The sequence below is a fragment of the Kitasatospora sp. NPDC017646 genome, assembly GCF_044329365.1.
Classification (GTDB): domain Bacteria; phylum Actinomycetota; class Actinomycetes; order Streptomycetales; family Streptomycetaceae; genus Kitasatospora.
The window spans coordinates 477518-493293 of the sequence record NZ_JBIRJC010000002.1; the positions used below are offsets into that span (position 1 = coordinate 477518).

Here is a 15776-nt window from a genome sequence, read left to right on the forward strand (position 1 = left end):
CGCGGGGGGGGGGGGGGCCCGGCGGCCCCCCCCCCCCCCCCCCCCGCCCCCCCCCGGGGGGGGGGGGGGGGCGGGGGGGGGGGGGGGCGCCCGCCCCCCCCCCCCCCCCCCCGGCTCCTGCGTTGTGTCAGGCCCCGGGACCGCTCCGCTCGCGCCGGGTGAACACCCGCCGCACCGGGCCGGTGATCGCCGCCGCGGCCCGGCCGGCTGCGGCGGCGACGGCCGTCCGGGCCGCCCGCACCGCGTCGGAGATCCGCCACCACAGCTGGGCCGAGGACGGCGGCAGCAGCAGCGCCCGGATCCGGCCGCGCCGGCCGGCGTCGGCCTGGAGGGCGCGCCGGGCGGTGCGGACGTCGGCGGCCAGCGGCGCCGTGGTGACCTGCCCGGCCGGGGCGTAGAGCACCCGCTCGGTGGCCAGCGCCAGCCGCCCGGCGGCGGCCGCCGCCTCCGCGTCCAGGTGCGCCGTCTCGGTGATCCGGCGGGCGGCCGAGCGCGGGGTGCGTGACTCGTCCGGGGGAATTCCGAGGTCCCAGGCGGAGTCGACCAGCTCGTCCCAGGCGGCCAGTACCTGGGCGTCGGTGAGTCGGGTCGGGCCGTCCCCGCCGGGCCGGCGCCGCCCGCCGCCGCCGAGCCGGCGACGGCGCACGGCGGTGCGCCAGAACATCGGTACGAGTAGCAGGGCGATCAGTGCCAGCACCACGGCCAGGGTGCCGAGCACCTGCCCGGACAGCAGCCAGGACTCCTCGGCGGACTGGCTGACGGCCTTGCCCTTGGGGGCGCAGTCGCCCAGCTGACGCTGCTTGGCGGTGCAGTCCGAGCTGCTGGACGGCGCCGGGGCGGCGGCCGCGCTGGTCGCCGCGAGGGTCGGCTGCTGGGTGGGCGCCGTGGTCGGGACGCTGGACGCCTCGGTGTAGCGGGCCGGGACGCCCCGGCTCGGGGTCGGCTCGAAGCGCATCCAGCCGTAGCCGGAGAAGTACAGCTCGGGCCAGGCGTGGTACATCCGGCCGGTGACCGAGTAGACCTTGCCGTCCTTGCTGTCACCGGGGGTGAAGCCGACCGCGACCCGGGCCGGGATCTTCAGCACCCGGGCCATCGCCGCCATGGTGGAGGCGAAGTGCACGCAGAAGCCCCGGCGGTCGCGAAGGAAGACCGCGATCGCGTTGCTGCCGGTGCCGCCCTCGACCGAGGTGTCGTACTTGAACTGCGGGCCGGTGAACCAGTTCACCAGCGCCGTCGCCCGGTCGTAGTCGTTGCGGGCGTTGGCGGTGACGGCCCTGGCCTGGTCCGCGACCACCGACGGCAGGTCGGAGGGGAGGGCCGTGTAGTGCTCCCGGACGTCCTGGGGGGCGAGCGGCGCGGTGCGCAGCTCGTCGGCGGTGGGCCGCAGGTCCAGCGCGCTGACCTGGTAGTGCAGCCCGCGGATCGCCTTGTCGCCGACCGGCACGACGGTGCCGGTCATCGGGTCGAGCTTCCAGTCGTTGCGGTTGGGGAGCGTGACCGAGGCGGCCGGGTACGGCATCGGCAGCCAGCTCTTGTCCAGCTGGTCGCTCACCTGGAAGTCGCCCTTGATCCGGGGGACGTTGGGGTCGTGCAGGCCCTCGGGCGCGGGCAGGGTGACCGGGAGGTCGCGGACCACGGGGCTGCTGAGCTTCCAGTTGGTGCCGTCGAACTGGTCCAGCGAGCCGGTGCGCAGGTAGATCTGGTCGGCGAGGTCGCTGTCCAGGGTGTAGCTGAGCAGTTCGTTGTTGCTCGGCTTGGTGATCGCGGACTCCAGGCTGACCAGCGGGTCGAGGCTGGTCGCCACGCTGCCCCCGGTGCCGCTGCCGGACGACCCGCCGGAGCCGGAGTCCAGCAGCCCGAGGTCCCAGCGCGGCAGGAAGACCGGCAGCAGCATCGCCAGTGCCAGCGCCAGGACGCCGACCTGCTGGCCGCCCGGGCTGACGTGGTTGGAGGTCACCGTGCCGCGCGCGCCGCCGCGGAAGACCCGCCCCCAGTGGGAGACCCGGTCCTGGCCCTCGGCGAACAGCAGCACCAGGTAGCCGGCCGCGGCGAAGCAGAACCAGACCCAGCTGCCGCGCTGCCCGGCGACGCCGTTGCCGATCGAGTACAGCGCCAGCAGTGGCAGCCCGGCCAGCGCCGCGCGCCGGTAAGTCACCGCGATGGTGTCCACCAGCACGGCGATCAGGCCGACCGCGGAGACCAGGATCAGCCGCAGGCCGGCCGTCGGCGGCGCCGGGAGGGCGTACTGCGCGATGTCGTCGACGCCGGAGGAGAACACCCGGCTCAGCACGCGCAGCGCGTTCGCCCCGGGCAGCACGCCCGCGGTCATCCCGGAGCCGGCGAACCCGATCAGCATCAGCAGGAGCAGCACCAGTACCTGGGCCACCGGCACCGACCAGCGGTACAGCGGGGAGCGCCGCATGCCCGCGCCGACCGCCGAGACCACTCCGACCACCAGGACGGCGTGGGTGAGCCAGCTGCGGGTGGTCAGCAGCGGCAGCATGCACAGCGAGGCGAGGACGGTGGCCAGCGCCGAGTAGACGGTCAGTTTGGCCCGGGTGGTCACGCGCCGGCCTCTTCTCGGTAGGGGGCGGTGGTCTTGGCGCCGTCGGCGGCCCGCCACAGGTCCGGCAGGGAGTCGCCGGCCCGGACCGGCAGGACCGTCCAGCCGGCGTCGCGCAGTTCGCGGACCCGCTGGTGGAACGGTTCGCCGCCGGTGTCGGGGGCGATCATCCGCAGGCCGGCCCAGGTGCCGGTGTCGAGGAGGAGGGCGATGGCCCCGCCGGTGCGGCTGCGCAGCCGTGCCAGCCGGGCGGCCTGCGTCTGGTCCAGGTCGCCGAGGACGGCGACCAGCAGGCCCTCACCGCCGGCCCGCAGCGGCTCCTCGGCGCGGGAGAGCCCGGCGCCGTCGGACAGCTCGGCGATCGCGAGGGCGTCCAGGATCAGCCCGGACGTGTCGGCGGCGAGGTTGTGGCCGCCGGCGCCGGGCCCGGGCACCCACTGGCCGGTGTCGGTGAGCAGCTGGGTCTGGTAGCCGCGCTCCAGCAGGTGCACGGCGACCGAGGCGGCGCAGCTGACCGCCCACTCGAAGGAGGAGGCGGGGCCGCTGCCCCGGTGGCCCACCGCGCGGGTGTCCAGCAGGACGGTGGCGCGGGCCTTCTGCGGCTGTTCCTCGCGGCGCACCATCAGCTCGCCGTACCGCGCGGTGGAGCGCCAGTGCACCCGGCGCAGGTCGTCGCCGGGGCGGTACTCGCGCAGGATCACGTCGTCGTCCCCGGCCAGCGCCAGGGTGCGGGCGTGGCTCTCGCCCTGGCCGATCCACTCGCCGGTCAGCCGTACCTGCGGCAGCGTCTGGACCTGCGGGACGACGGTGAGCACGTCGGAGGCGGCGAAGCCGCGGTTGACCTCGCACATCCCGAACGGGTCGGACAGCCGCAGCTGGAGCGGTCCGAGCGGGTAGCGGCCGCGCAGGTCGGAGCGGACCCGATAGGAGACCTCGCGAAAGCCGCGCGGCTCGACCCGGTCCAGCACGAAGCGCGGGCGCGGCCCGAGCACGTACGGGACCTGGTCCTCCAGGAGCAGCAGCCCGGTGGGCACCCGGGAGACGTTGTCCACCCGCAGGTGGACCCGGGCCTCCTGGCCGGCGATCGCCCGGTGCGGGCTGAGCCGGCGTCCGCTGGCCACCCGGTAGCGGGTGTTGGCGACCACCAGGGCGGCGGCCAGCGGCAGCGCGGCGAGCAGCACGCCGACCCGCAGCAGCGCGTCCTGGTCGAGCACGTAGGCGCAGACCATCGCGGTCAGACCGGCCGCGAGGAAGGAGCGGCCCCGGGTGGTGAGGCCGCGCAGTCCGGCCCGCAGTCCGCCGGTCTGATCGGATGAGGCCACCTCAGCCCCTCCGGACGGCCGGGCCGCCCTGCGGACGCGGCAGCGGCAGCCGGGCGACCAGGTCGCTCACGATCTGCTCGGAGCTGCGGCGGCCGAGCTGGGTCTCGGCGGTCGGCATCAGGCGGTGGGCGAGGACCGGGACGGCCAGGCGCTGGATGTCGTCCGGGGTGACGTAGTCGCGCCCGTCCAGCGCGGCGGCGGCGCGGGCGGCCCGGACCAGGTGCAGGGTGGCGCGCGGCGAGGCGCCCAGCCGCAGCTCGGGGCTGGTGCGGGTGGCGGCGACCAGGTCGACGGCGTAGCGGCGGACCGGGTCGGCGATGTGCACGGTACGGACCAGGTCGACCAGCTTGAGGATGTCGGCGGCGTGAGCGACCGGCTGGAGGTCGTCCAGCGGGTTGGCGCCGCCGTGCACGTCGAGCATCGCGAACTCGGCCTCCGGGCTGGGGTAGCCGATCGAGATCCGGGCCATGAAGCGGTCCCGCTGGGCCTCCGGGAGAGGGTAGGTGCCCTCCATCTCGACCGGGTTCTGGGTGGCCACCACCATGAACGGCGAGGGCAGCTCGTAGCTGGTGCCGTCGATGGTGACCTGGCGCTCCTCCATGGACTCCAGCAGCGCGGACTGGGTCTTGGGCGAGGCGCGGTTGATCTCGTCGCCGACCACGATCTGGGCGAAGATCGCGCCCGGACGGAACTCGAAGTCGTGCCGGTGCTGGTCGTAGATGTTGGTGCCGGTGACGTCCGAGGGCAGCAGGTCGGGGGTGAACTGGATGCGGCGCACGGTGCAGTCCACGGACCTGGCGAGCGCCTTGGCCAGCATGGTCTTGCCGACGCCGGGCACGTCCTCCAGCAGCAGGTGGCCCTCGGCGAGCAGCACGGTCAGGGCGATCCGGACCGCCTCCGGCTTGCCCTCGATCACGCTCTCGATGTTGGTGCGGACCCGGTCCACGACCGCGGCGAGCTCGGGGAGCCCGACCTGCTGGTACCCGTTCGCCCTCTGTTCGCCCCCCGCAGGACTGCCGAGACCGGCCTGATCGCTGTAGCTCGTCACCCGTTTACGCTCCCTGGCACGCTGCGCCCGCCCCACCCGAGGCCGGACCCCACCCCATGCTTGACGCGACCGTCCCGAGGGCGGTTCCGAAGGGGATCCGGCGCCGGGTAGGCGGCCTGCGGCCCGGCCGCCCCAGGTGGTTCGGGGTCTGACCGGCAGGCGCATTCTCCCCCGTGCGGCGGCCAGAAGTCACCATTCGGCCCTCGCCGAATGCAGGGGGCCGGGGCTCGGGGCGGGGCCGGGGCGCGGCGGCCCCGGGCTACCGGATCTCGCGCAGCAGCCCGGTGTGGACGTCGAAGACGAAGCCGCGGACGTCGTCGGTGTGCAGCAGGAAGGGGGAGGTGCGGACCCGCTGCATGGACTGGCGCACGTCGCCGTCCAGGTCGACGAAGGCCTCGACCGCCCACTGCGGTCGCTGGCCGACCTCCAGCTCCAGTTCGCGACGGAAGTCCTCGGTGAGCCCGAGCAGGCCGCAGCCGGTGTGGTGGATCAGCGCGATCGAGCGGGTGCCCAGGGCGCGCTGGCTGATCGTCAGGGAGCGGATGGTGTCGTCGGTGACGACGCCGCCGGCGTTGCGGATGACGTGGGCGTCGCCCAGTTCGAGGCCGAGCGCCGCGAACAGGTCGAGGCGGGCGTCCATGCAGGCCACCACGGCGATCCGCTGGACGGGACGGGCGTCCATGCCGCCGTCGCGGAAGGTCACCGCGTACTCGCGGTTGGCCGTGACGAAGCGGTCGATGATGGTGGGACTCGGGGAGTCGGCGGCGGCGTTCGGCGTGGGCCGGTCGGGAGTCACTGTCATGGTGGCGACGTTAGTGCGAACCGGGGCCGCACGGTGGGGCGAAGAGCTACAGAACGCGCGGCTGTGATCGAGCGCATGGCGACAACGGGACGGTTTGCCCGGGCTGGTCCCGGAGCGGGTTCGTACCCGGTCGCTCGACGGGGCGCGCGGCGGTCGCCGGAGGCCCCCGGCCGACGGTCCCGCCGGACCGTCCCCACGGCTGCGACCTGCGGTGATCCGTACCGCCGCCCGGGTGGTGCGCCGGAGCTGACCATTGACTGGAAGGGCCCGCGCGATAGAGTTGCGGCGCGTTGGAGCACATCCGCCGGAGCCCGTCAACCGGGCGTCGTCCGACCGGTGTGGCCGGCCGACGCGGCCTGTGGCCTCCACCCGCTCCGTGTTCACCTGGCGCACCTTCCCCGGCGCCGGGCGGTCACGACCTTCCCCCCGAGCGGGCGGGGACCACGGGCCGCGTCGTCGTGCCGGCGGGCGGTGGGCGAGAATGGTCGGAGCTCCCGGACGACGGGCTGCTCCGCACCGAGGAAGGGCGCCACCACGCATGACCACCAACGAACCGGGTCCCAAGCACGTTCCGGTGATGCTGCAGCGGTGCATGGACGCGTTGGCCCCGGCGATCTCGCGCCCCGGCGCCGTGGTGGTGGACGCCACCCTCGGCCTCGGCGGGCACAGCGAGGCGCTGCTGACCCAGTTCCCGGAGGTCCGGCTGGTCGCGGTGGACCGCGACCCGCAGGCGCTGAAGCTGTCCGGCGAGCGGCTGGCCCCCTTCGGGGACCGGGCCACCCTGGTGCACGCGGTGTACGACGAGATCCCCGAGGTGCTGGAGCGCCTCGGCATCGACCGGGTGGACGGCGTGCTGTTCGACCTCGGCGTCTCCTCGATGCAGCTGGACGAGGCCGACCGCGGCTTCGCCTACGCCCAGGACGCGCCGCTGGACATGCGGATGGACCAGACCCGGGGGATCAGCGCGGCGGAGGTGCTGAACACCTACAGCCACGGCGACCTGGCCCGGATCCTCAAGGTGTACGGCGAGGAGCGGTTCGCCGGGAAGATCGCCTCGGTCATCGTGCGGGAACGGGAGAAGGAACCGTTCACCAACAGCGCGCGTCTGGTCGATTTGGTGCGCAACGCCATTCCGGCGGCGACCCGCCGGACCGGCGGGAACCCGGCCAAGCGGACCTTCCAGGCGCTGCGGATCGAGGTCAACGGCGAGCTGGAGATCCTGGACCGGGCGATCCCGGGGGCGCTGGACGTCCTCGCGCTCGGCGGCCGGATGGTGGTGATGTCGTACCAGTCGCTGGAGGACCGGCTGGTGAAGCAGTACTTCGCCGCCGGGGCGACCAGCACCGCCCCGCCGGGGCTCCCGTTCGTCCCGGAGGAGCACCAGCCCTGGCTCCGGCTGATCACCCGCGGTTCCGAACTGGCCACCGAGGAGGAGATCGAGGAGAACCGGCGCGCCGCGCCCGTGCGGCTGCGGGTGGCGGAGAGGATCAGGGACCGAGGCAAGCGGGGCTGAGGGACGGCTCCGGCGGGGTCCGAAGGGCGGAGGAGAGCGGTGGGGCCGGTGGCCGGTGAGGTCCGGGCGGGGCGGGGAGGACTCCCCGGACAGGGCAGGGCGCGGATCACGGTCCGGCCGGGGCGGCGCCCCGTGCGGGGGCGCACCCCGTTCGCGGTGCTCGTGGTGGTGCTGTTGGCGGGCGGTCTGCTCGGCCTGCTGGCGCTGAACACGGCGCTCAACGAGGGCTCCTTCGAGCTGTCCCGGCTGCAGAAGCAGACCACCAAGGCGACCGACGAGCAGCAGAGCCTCCAGCTCGACATCGACCAGAGCTCGGCCCCGGACGCGCTGGCCAAGCGGGCCGGCGAGCTGGGCATGGTCCCGGCCGGCGGGATGGCCTTCCTGGACGTGCCGAACGGCGGCAAGGTGATCGGCACGCCCGGTCCGGCCCAGGACAGCCCGCCGGTGAAGAAGTCGACGGTCGATCCGTGGCCGACGAAGCCCGTGCCGGGGGCCCAGAACCCGGTGCCGACCCCGTCGCCGACCCCGGCCCAGCCGAGCGGCTCACCGAGCGCCCAGCCGACAACGCAGCAGGCGCCCGCGCCGCCGACCCCGGCGGCCTCGGCCGGTGACTCGGTGATCCAGCTCAACCCGGTGTCGCCCGCGCCGGCCCAGCACGGGGGTGGTACCCGATGACGACGCCTCGTCAGCCGTCCGGTTCCGGGTCGGGCTCCGGCCGCCGGCAGCCGCCGCGCAGCGGTGCGGCCCGACCCGTCGCCGGGCGCAGCCAGCCCGCGAAGGGGCAGCCGGCCAAGGGCCAGGGCGCCGCCCGCGGTCAGGCCGCCGACGCCCAGCCTCCGAAGAGTCAGCCCGCGAAGGCCCAGCCCGTGCGGGGCCAGTCGGCCAAGGCGCAGCCCGCCAAGACCGCGGCCGCGGGCCGTACCCCGCGCGCGCCGCAACAGCGCCGCCCGGAGGGCCGTCCGCCGGCCCGCAGCCAGGCGGCGGTGCGGCCGCGCCCGAAGTCCCGGCTGCCGCAGCGCCCCAAGGCACTGAAGCTGGCCGAGCCGAAGCGGCGGCTGCGGGTGATCACCGTGGCGCTGTCGCTGGTGTTCTCGGTCTTCGCCGGGCGCCTGGTGCAGCTCCAGCTGGTGGACGCCAACGCGCTGGCCGCCGACGCCAACACCAACCGCTACCAGAACATCCCGATCACCGCGGAGCGCGGCTCGATAACGTCCTCCGACGGCGTCGCGCTGGCCGCCACCGTGGACGCGTACGACATCACCGCCGACCCGGCGATGTTCACCCCCGGGGCGACCGGCATCCCGGACGCGCCGGAGCAGGCGGCCGCCCTGCTGTCGCCGATCCTCGGCGTGCCCAAGGAGAGGATCGCCGCCGACCTCCACACCCCGAAGACCCGCTACAAGCGCCTCGCCGCCCAGCAGACCCCGGCCGCCAAGAACCAGATCAGCGACCTGAAGGCGGGCCTGGAGAAGCAGGCCGGCTCGCGCGCCTGCCAGGCACAGAGGAAGCTGCTCGGCAAGCCCGCCGACCAGGGCGGGCGCACCCGGGTGGACAACGAGTGCGCCAACCCGCTGGCCGGGGTGTTCAACCGGGAGACCCAGAAGCGGATCTACCCGGCCGACGGGCTGGCCGCCAACCTGGTCGGCTTCGTCAACGGCGAGGGCGAGGGCGCCGGCGGGCTGGAGCTGCAGTACCAGAAGCAGCTGGCCGGCAAGGACGGCCACAGCAGCTACGCCCAGGCGGGCGGCCGGCTGGTGCCCACCGCGGGGGGCTCGATGGACCCGGCCGTGCCCGGCAGCGACATCAAGCTGACCATCAACCGGGACGTCCAGTGGGCCGCCCAGCGGGCGATCACCGACCAGGTGGCCAACTCCGGGGCGGAGAAGGGCTACGTCGTCGTCCAGGACGTGAAGACCGGCCAGGTCATCGCGATGGCCAGCGCGCCCGGCTTCAACCCCAACGACCTGAGCCTCACCAAGCAGTCCCAGATGGGCAACCCGGCCCTGGTGGACGCCTACGAGCCGGGCAGCACCGCCAAGCTGATGAGCCTGGCCGCCGTCCTCGACTCGGGCAAGGCCAACTGGGACACCAGGGTCACGGTGCCCAACCGGCTGGTCCGGGCCGGGCAGCAGTTCAAGGACGACGTCGAGCACGGCGACTGGTACCTGACCCTGGCCGGGGTGCTCGCCAAGTCCTCCAACATCGGCACCATCGAGGCCGTCGAGACCCTCGGGGACGGCGACCAGTCGAAGGCCAACCAGATCCTGGACGGCTACCTGCGCAAGTTCGGCGTGGCCCGGCCGACCGGCCTGAACTTCCCCGGGGAGACCCCCGGGGTGCTCAAGAAGCCGGAGGACCTGGTCGCCTCGGAGAAGTACAACATCGCCTTCGGCCAGGGCCCGCTGCAGATGAACGCGCTGCAGGCCACCTCGGTGTACTCGACCATCGCCAACGGCGGGGTGCGGGTCGCGCCCAGCATCGTCCAGGGCGTCACCGGGCCGGACGGCAAGTACGTCCCGACCCCGCCGGGCGAGCAGACCCGCGTGGTCAGCGAGCAGACCGCCAAGACCCTCACCTCCATGCTGGAGTCCGTCGTCGACGACGAGCAGGGCACCGGCGGCAAGGCCGCCATCCCCGGCTACCGGGTCGCAGGCAAGACCGGCACCGCCAACCGGGGGGCCGCCGACGGCAAGGGCTACGACGGCTACACCGCCTCCTTCATCGGCTTCGCCCCGGCCGACGCCCCCCGGTACACCGTCTCCTGTACCCTCCAGGGCCCGGTCAACGGCCACTTCGGCGGCTCGCTGTGCGGCCCGGTGTTCAAGCAGGTGATGGAGTTCACCCTGAAGACCATGCAGGTGCCGCCGAGCGGAAGCCAGGCGCCGAACCTGCCCGTCGAGTGGAAGCCGTGAGCGAGGATGAGCAACCAGCGGGCCGGTCTGGACGGCGACGCGGCGAAGGCCCGGTTTGGCCCTGGGCACCCTTCGGCGGATAGCCTTCCCGCCGTGCCGAAACCCGATCAAACCACCGTGAGTCCGCCCCGCCCGGCCGGGACCGCCGCCCTGCCGCTCGCCGAGCTGGCCGCCCGGCTGGGCCTGCCGCCCGTCGAGGGCGGCGCCGTCACCGGCGTCACCCACGACTCCCGGGCGGTGCGCCCCGGCGACGTGTACGTGGCCTTCCCGGGCGCCAACCACCACGGCGCGGCCTTCGCAGGCAAGGCCGCTCAGGCCGGCGCGGTGGCCGTGCTGACCGACCCGGCGGGCGCCGAGCTGGCCGCCCCCACCGGCCTGCCGCTGCTGGTCGTCGACCGGCCGCGGGCCCGGATGGGCGAGCTGGCCGCGATCGTCTACGGCCACCCGTCCGAGCGGCTGCTGATGATCGGGCTGACCGGTACCAACGGCAAGACCACCACCTCGTACCTGGTCGAGGGCGGTCTGCGCGGCGCCGGGCGCAGCCCGGGCGTGATCGGCACCGTCGAGATGCGGGTCGGCCAGGAGCGGATCAAGAGCGAGCGCACCACCCCCGAGGCCACCGACCTGCACGCGATCCTCGGCGTGATGGCCGAGCGCGGCGCGGACGCGGTGACCATGGAGGTCTCCAGCCACGCCCTGGTCTTCGGCCGCACCGACGGCGTGGCGTACGACGTCGCGCTGTTCAACAACCTCACCCCCGAGCACCTCGACTTCCACCCGGACATGGAGGACTACTTCCAGGCGAAGGCCCGGCTCTTCGCACCCGGCAAGTCCCGCCACGGCGTGGTCAACCTGGACGACGAGTACGGCCGCCGGCTCGCCGCCGAGGCCAAGATCCCGGTGACCACCTTCTCCGCGACCGGCGACGCCGGGGCGCACTGGCGGGCCCTGGACGTCCAGCTCGGCCCGACCGGCTCCACCTTCCGGGTGGTCGGCCCGGACGGCGCCGGGGCGGACGCCTCCGTCCCGCTGCCCGGCCCGTTCAACGTCGCCAACGCGCTGGCCGCGATCACCGTGCTGGTCGCCGCCGGGCTGCCGCTGGAGCGGGCCGTGGCCGGCGTCGCCGCCGTGGCCGGCGTGCCGGGCCGGCTGGAGCGGGTGGACGCCGGACAGCCGTTCGTCGCCGTGGTGGACTACGCGCACAAGCCGGACGCCCTCCAGGCCGTCCTCGGCTCGCTGCGCGAGGTCACCAAGGGCCGGCTGCACGTCGTCGTCGGCTGCGGCGGCGACCGCGACCCCCACAAGCGCGGCCCGATGGGCGCCATCGCCGCCCGGCTGGCCGACACCGCCCTGCTGACCAGCGACAACCCGCGCAGCGAGGACCCGCTGGCGATCCTCGCCAGCATGCTGACCGGCGCCGCCGCGGTGCCCGAGGCCGAGCGCGGGGACGTCCTGGTCGTGCCCGACCGGGCCGGGGCGATCGAGCTCGCGGTCGCCCGCGCCCGGGCGGGGGACACCGTGTTGGTGGCCGGCAAGGGCCACGAGCTCGGCCAGTACGTACGAGACGAGATCCGCCCCTTCGACGACCGGGAGGTGCTGCGCGAGTCCATCGCGCGGGCCACGGCCGCCCGGGGCGACCGAGGAGTAGAGCAGCAGTGATCGCACTGACCCTCGCCGAGGTGGCCGACGCCGTCGCAGGCACCCTGGACGGCGCCGACCCGGACACCCTGGTCACCGGCCCGGTCGAGGTCGACTCGCGGAAGGTGAGCCCCGGCGGCCTGTTCGCGGCCTTCGTCGGCGAGCACGCGGACGGCCACGACTACGCCGTCACCGCGGTCGAGGCCGGCGCCGTCGCGGTGCTGGCCTCCCGCCCGGTCGGCGTGCCCGCCATCCTGGTCGACAGTGTGGTGGAGGCGCTCGGCAGGCTGGCCCGGACCGTGGTCGCCCGCGCCGAGGGCACCGCCGTGGTCGCGCTGACCGGCTCGGCCGGCAAGACCAGCACCAAGGACCTGATCGCCCAGCTGCTCCAGCGTCACGGCGAGACCGTCTTCCCGCCCGGCTCGCTGAACAACGAGATCGGCCACCCGATGACCGCGCTGCGGGTCGAGGAGGGCACCCGGCACCTGGTGATGGAGATGGGCGCCCGGCACAAGGGCGACATCGAGTACCTCACCTCGATCACTCCGCCGCGGATCGGCCTGGTGCTCAACGTCGGCACCGCCCACCTCGGCGAGTTCGGCTCCCAGGAGGCGATCGCCGAGGCCAAGGGCGAGCTGGTCGAGGCACTGCCCGCCGACGGCGCCGCGATCCTCAACGCCGACGACCGGCTGGTGCGTGCGATGGCCTCCCGCACCAAGGCGAAGGTGGTGCTGTTCGGGGAGTCCCCGGACGCCCACGTCCGGGCGACCGACGTTCGCCTGGACGTCACCGGACGGCCATCGTTCACGCTCACCACCCCGGCCGGTTCCGCGCCCGTGCAGCTGCGCCTGTACGGTGAGCACCACGTCTCGAACGCCCTCGCCGCCGCCGCGGTGGCGACGGAGCTCGGGATGACCGTCGACGACACCGCGGCAGCCCTGGGCGAGGCGGGTGCGCTGTCCCGCTGGCGCATGGAGGTCGTCGACCGGGCCGATGGTGTCACCGTCGTCAACGACGCCTACAACGCGAACCCCGACTCGATGCGGGCCGCGCTGCGGGCGCTGGTCTCGATCGGCGGCCGCGGTCCGGAGCGCCGCCGCACCTGGGCGGTGCTCGGCGAGATGCGGGAGCTCGGCGAGGACAGCCTGGCCGAGCACGACGCCATCGGGCGGCTCGCCGTCCGGCTGGACGTCACCAAGCTGGTGGCGGTCGGCGGACGCGAGGCGGCCTGCATGGAACTCGGCGCGAGGAACGAAGGTTCGTGGGGTGAGGAGTCGGTGCTGGTGTCCGACGCGGACGCGGCGGTCGAGCTGCTGCGCAGTCAGCTTCGGCCGGGGGATGTGGTCCTGGTGAAGGCGTCCCGTTCGGTGGGGCTGGAGAAGGTGGCCGAGGCCCTCCTGGCGGACGGTGCTGCCCGATGATGAAGCAGATCCTCTTCTCCGGGATGATCGGCCTGATCCTCTCGCTGGTCGGCACGCCCGCCCTGATCAAGCTGCTCGCCCGGCAGGGCTACGGCCAGTACATCCGTGACGACGGCCCCAAGGCGCACCACAGCAAGAAGGGCACGCCCACCATGGGCGGCATCGCCTTCATCCTGGCGACCCTGATCGCCTACTTCGCCACGAAGGCGATAACGGGCGACACCCCGACCGCCTCCGGGCTGCTGGTGCTGTTCCTGACCGCGGGCCTCGGCCTGGTGGGCTTCCTGGACGACTACATCAAGGTCGTCAAGCGCCGCTCGCTCGGCCTGCGGGCCAAGGCGAAGCTGGCCGGCCAGTCGATCGTCGGCCTGGTGTTCGCCGTCCTGGCGCTGCAGTTCCACGACGACCGCGGGCTCAGCCCCGCCTCCGAGAAGCTGTCCTTCGTCCGCGACTTCAGCTGGTCGATCGGCCCGGTGCTGTTCGTCATCTTCGCGTACTTCATGATCGCGGCGACCTCCAACGGCGTGAACCTGACGGACGGTCTGGACGGCCTCGCCACCGGCGCCTCGGTGATGGCCTTCGGCGCCTACACCTTCATCGGCGTCTGGGAGTACACCCAGAGCTGCGCCTACTTCATCTCCGCCACCGGAGCCTGCTACGACGTCCGGGACCCACTGGACCTCGCGGTGGTCGCCTCGGCCCTGATGGGCTCCTGCTTCGGCTTCCTGTGGTGGAACACCTCGCCCGCCAAGATCTTCATGGGTGACACCGGCTCGCTCGCCCTCGGCGGCGCCCTGGCCGGCCTCGCGATCTGCTCGCGCACCGAGCTGCTGCTGATCATGCTCGGCGGCCTCTTCATGATCATCACCCTCTCGGTGATCATCCAGGTTGGCTCCTTCCGGATGACCGGCAAGCGCGTCTTCAAGATGGCACCACTGCAGCACCACTTCGAACTCAAGGGCTGGAGCGAAGTCCTGGTCGTGGTCCGCTTCTGGATCATCCAGGGCCTGTGCGTGGCCGTCGGCCTCGGCCTCTTCTACGCGGGATACCGGACCGGATGACGAACACCGACTTCACGAACCTGCCCGTGGTGGTCGCCGGACTCGGCGTCTCGGGCATCAGCGCCGCGCGCGTCCTGAAGGGCCTCGGCGCCCGCGTCACCGTGGTGGACGGCGGCAGCGGCGAGGGCCTCAGGGCCCGCGCCGCCGAGCTGGAAGCGCTCGGCGTCGCGGTGCGCCTGGGCGACGGCGCGAGCCTGCCCGAGGGCACCGGACTGATCGTCACCTCGCCCGGCTGGGCCCCCGACAGCCCGCTGTTCGCCGCCGCCGCGGCGGCCGGGGTGCCGGTCTGGGGCGACGTCGAGCTGGCCTGGCGGCTGCGCGAGCCGCTGCCGGGCACCGGCGAGCCCGCCCCCTGGCTGGCCGTCACCGGCACCAACGGCAAGACCACCACCGTCCAGATGCTCGCCTCGATCCTCACCGCGGCCGGCAAGCGCACCGCCGCCGTCGGCAACGTCGGGGTCTCGGTGCTGGACGCGGTGCTCGCCGAGGAGCCGTACGACGTGCTCGCCGTCGAGCTCTCCAGCTACCAGCTGCACTGGGCGCCCTCGCTGCGCCCGTACTCGGCGGCCGTGCTCAACCTGGCCCCGGACCACCTCGACTGGCACGGCTCGATGGAGGCGTACGCCGCCGACAAGGGCCGGATCTACGAGGGCAACGTGGTGGCCTGCGTGTACAACCTGGCCGACCCGGCCACCGAGGCGCTGGTCCGGGAGGCCGACGTCGAGGAGGGCTGCCGGGCGATCGGCTTCGGCCTCGGCGCGCCGGGCCCGTCGAACTTCGGCGTGGTGGACGGCCTGCTGGTGGACCGCGCCTTCGTCGAGGACCGGGCCAAGAACGCGGCCGAGCTGGGCTCCGTCGAGGACGTCAACCCACCGGCCCCGCACAACATCGCCAACGCGCTCGCCGCGGCGGCGCTGGCCCGGGCGTACGGGGTCGAGCCGAAGGCCGTCCGGGAGGGCCTGAGGGCCTTCCGCCCGGACGCCCACCGGATCGCCGAGGTCGGTACGGTCCGCGGGGTCACGTACATCGACGACTCCAAGGCCACCAACACCCACGCCGCCGCGGCCTCGCTGGCGGCCTACCGGCCGATCGTCTGGATCGCCGGGGGACTGGCCAAGGGCGCGACCTTCGACGACCTGGTGCAGGGCGCGGCCGAGCGGCTGCGCGCGGTCGTGCTGATCGGGCAGGACCGGGCGCTGATCCGCGAGGCGCTGGAGCGACACGCTCCGGATGTGCCGGTGATCGAGGCGGCCGAGGGCCAGACTGGCGCGGTGGCGATGGCCGAGGTCGTTCGAACGGCCGCGTCGCTCGCCCGATCGGGTGACACGGTGTTGCTGGCTCCGGCCTGTGCGTCGATGGACATGTTCACCAACTACGGCGAGCGCGGCGACCTGTTCGCGGCGGCCGTCCGGGAGCTGGCGGGCTCCGGCGAGTGAGCCCGGGCCCCGGCGCGGTGCGGCCCGGAGGCGAACGAGCCGCAAGGAGAGGGAACGGGG

Annotated in this window: 11 protein-coding genes; 7 read left to right on the plus strand and 4 right to left on the minus strand. The window is 74.0% G+C overall.

Annotated elements, in window-relative coordinates; translation table 11 throughout:
* Window positions 1-127: 127 nt before the first annotated feature.
* The 4 genes from ACH4J0_RS05250 to ACH4J0_RS05265 form a co-directional block, all read right to left on the minus strand.
* Window positions 128-2566 (minus strand): transglutaminaseTgpA domain-containing protein, encoded by a 2439-nt coding sequence (locus tag ACH4J0_RS05250; protein ID WP_396236353.1) that lies wholly within the window; start codon window positions 2564-2566, stop codon window positions 128-130.
* A complete protein-coding gene (locus ACH4J0_RS05255; protein ID WP_396236355.1) occupies window positions 2563-3885 on the minus strand; it encodes a DUF58 domain-containing protein in 1323 nt (440 codons plus the stop codon). The genes ACH4J0_RS05250 and ACH4J0_RS05255 overlap by 4 nt, the downstream gene beginning before the upstream one ends.
* Window position 3886: 1 nt before the next feature.
* Window positions 3887-4831, minus strand: a complete 945-nt coding sequence (locus ACH4J0_RS05260; RefSeq protein WP_396236528.1) for an AAA family ATPase — start codon at window positions 4829-4831, stop codon at window positions 3887-3889.
* A gap of 361 nt (window positions 4832-5192) precedes the next feature.
* Entirely contained in the window at window positions 5193-5735 is a 543-nt protein-coding gene (locus tag ACH4J0_RS05265) for a beta-class carbonic anhydrase (RefSeq protein ID WP_396236357.1), read from the minus strand.
* A gap of 538 nt (window positions 5736-6273) precedes the next feature.
* Here ACH4J0_RS05265 and rsmH point away from each other — a divergent pair.
* The 7 genes from rsmH to murD all read left to right on the plus strand — a co-directional run bounded on the left by rsmH (window position 6274) and on the right by murD (window position 15716).
* Window positions 6274-7248, plus strand: a complete 975-nt coding sequence (gene rsmH, locus ACH4J0_RS05270) for a 16S rRNA (cytosine(1402)-N(4))-methyltransferase RsmH (protein WP_396236359.1) — start codon at window positions 6274-6276, stop codon at window positions 7246-7248.
* A gap of 132 nt (window positions 7249-7380) precedes the next feature.
* Window positions 7381-7923: a cell division protein FtsL gene (locus ACH4J0_RS05275; protein ID WP_396236361.1), complete on the plus strand. Its 543-nt coding sequence runs from the start codon at window positions 7381-7383 to the stop codon at window positions 7921-7923.
* Window positions 7920-10160, plus strand: coding sequence for a penicillin-binding transpeptidase domain-containing protein (locus tag ACH4J0_RS05280; RefSeq protein ID WP_396236363.1), 2241 nt, complete (start codon window positions 7920-7922; stop codon window positions 10158-10160). Before ACH4J0_RS05275 ends, ACH4J0_RS05280 begins: the two co-directional genes overlap by 4 nt.
* Window positions 10161-10166: 6 nt before the next feature.
* Window positions 10167-11819, plus strand: a complete 1653-nt coding sequence (locus ACH4J0_RS05285) for a UDP-N-acetylmuramoyl-L-alanyl-D-glutamate--2,6-diaminopimelate ligase (RefSeq protein WP_396236365.1) — start codon at window positions 10167-10169, stop codon at window positions 11817-11819.
* Complete coding sequence (gene murF / locus ACH4J0_RS05290; protein ID WP_396236367.1) at window positions 11816-13219, plus strand: UDP-N-acetylmuramoyl-tripeptide--D-alanyl-D-alanine ligase; 1404 nt, start codon at window positions 11816-11818, stop codon at window positions 13217-13219. Before ACH4J0_RS05285 ends, murF begins: the two co-directional genes overlap by 4 nt.
* Window positions 13219-14280, plus strand: coding sequence for a phospho-N-acetylmuramoyl-pentapeptide-transferase (gene mraY, locus ACH4J0_RS05295; protein WP_030282883.1), 1062 nt, complete (start codon window positions 13219-13221; stop codon window positions 14278-14280). The genes murF and mraY overlap by 1 nt, the downstream gene beginning before the upstream one ends.
* Entirely contained in the window at window positions 14277-15716 is a 1440-nt protein-coding gene (gene murD, locus ACH4J0_RS05300) for a UDP-N-acetylmuramoyl-L-alanine--D-glutamate ligase (RefSeq protein WP_396236369.1), read from the plus strand. The genes mraY and murD overlap by 4 nt, the downstream gene beginning before the upstream one ends.
* Window positions 15717-15776: the final 60 nt, after the last annotated feature.

What these genes read in the sequence shown, in the direction of transcription:
- ACH4J0_RS05265 (WP_396236357.1), bottom strand. Translation starts at nt 5,735, where the DNA reads ATGACAGTGACTCCCGACCGGCCCACGCCGAACGCCGCCGCCGACTCC.
- rsmH (WP_396236359.1), top strand. Translation starts at nt 6,274, where the DNA reads ATGACCACCAACGAACCGGGTCCCAAGCACGTTCCGGTGATGCTGCAG.
- ACH4J0_RS05280 (WP_396236363.1), top strand. Translation starts at nt 7,920, where the DNA reads ATGACGACGCCTCGTCAGCCGTCCGGTTCCGGGTCGGGCTCCGGCCGC.
- ACH4J0_RS05285 (WP_396236365.1), top strand. Translation starts at nt 10,167, where the DNA reads ATGAGCAACCAGCGGGCCGGTCTGGACGGCGACGCGGCGAAGGCCCGG.
- mraY (WP_030282883.1), top strand. Translation starts at nt 13,219, where the DNA reads ATGAAGCAGATCCTCTTCTCCGGGATGATCGGCCTGATCCTCTCGCTG.
- murD (WP_396236369.1), top strand. Translation starts at nt 14,277, where the DNA reads ATGACGAACACCGACTTCACGAACCTGCCCGTGGTGGTCGCCGGACTC.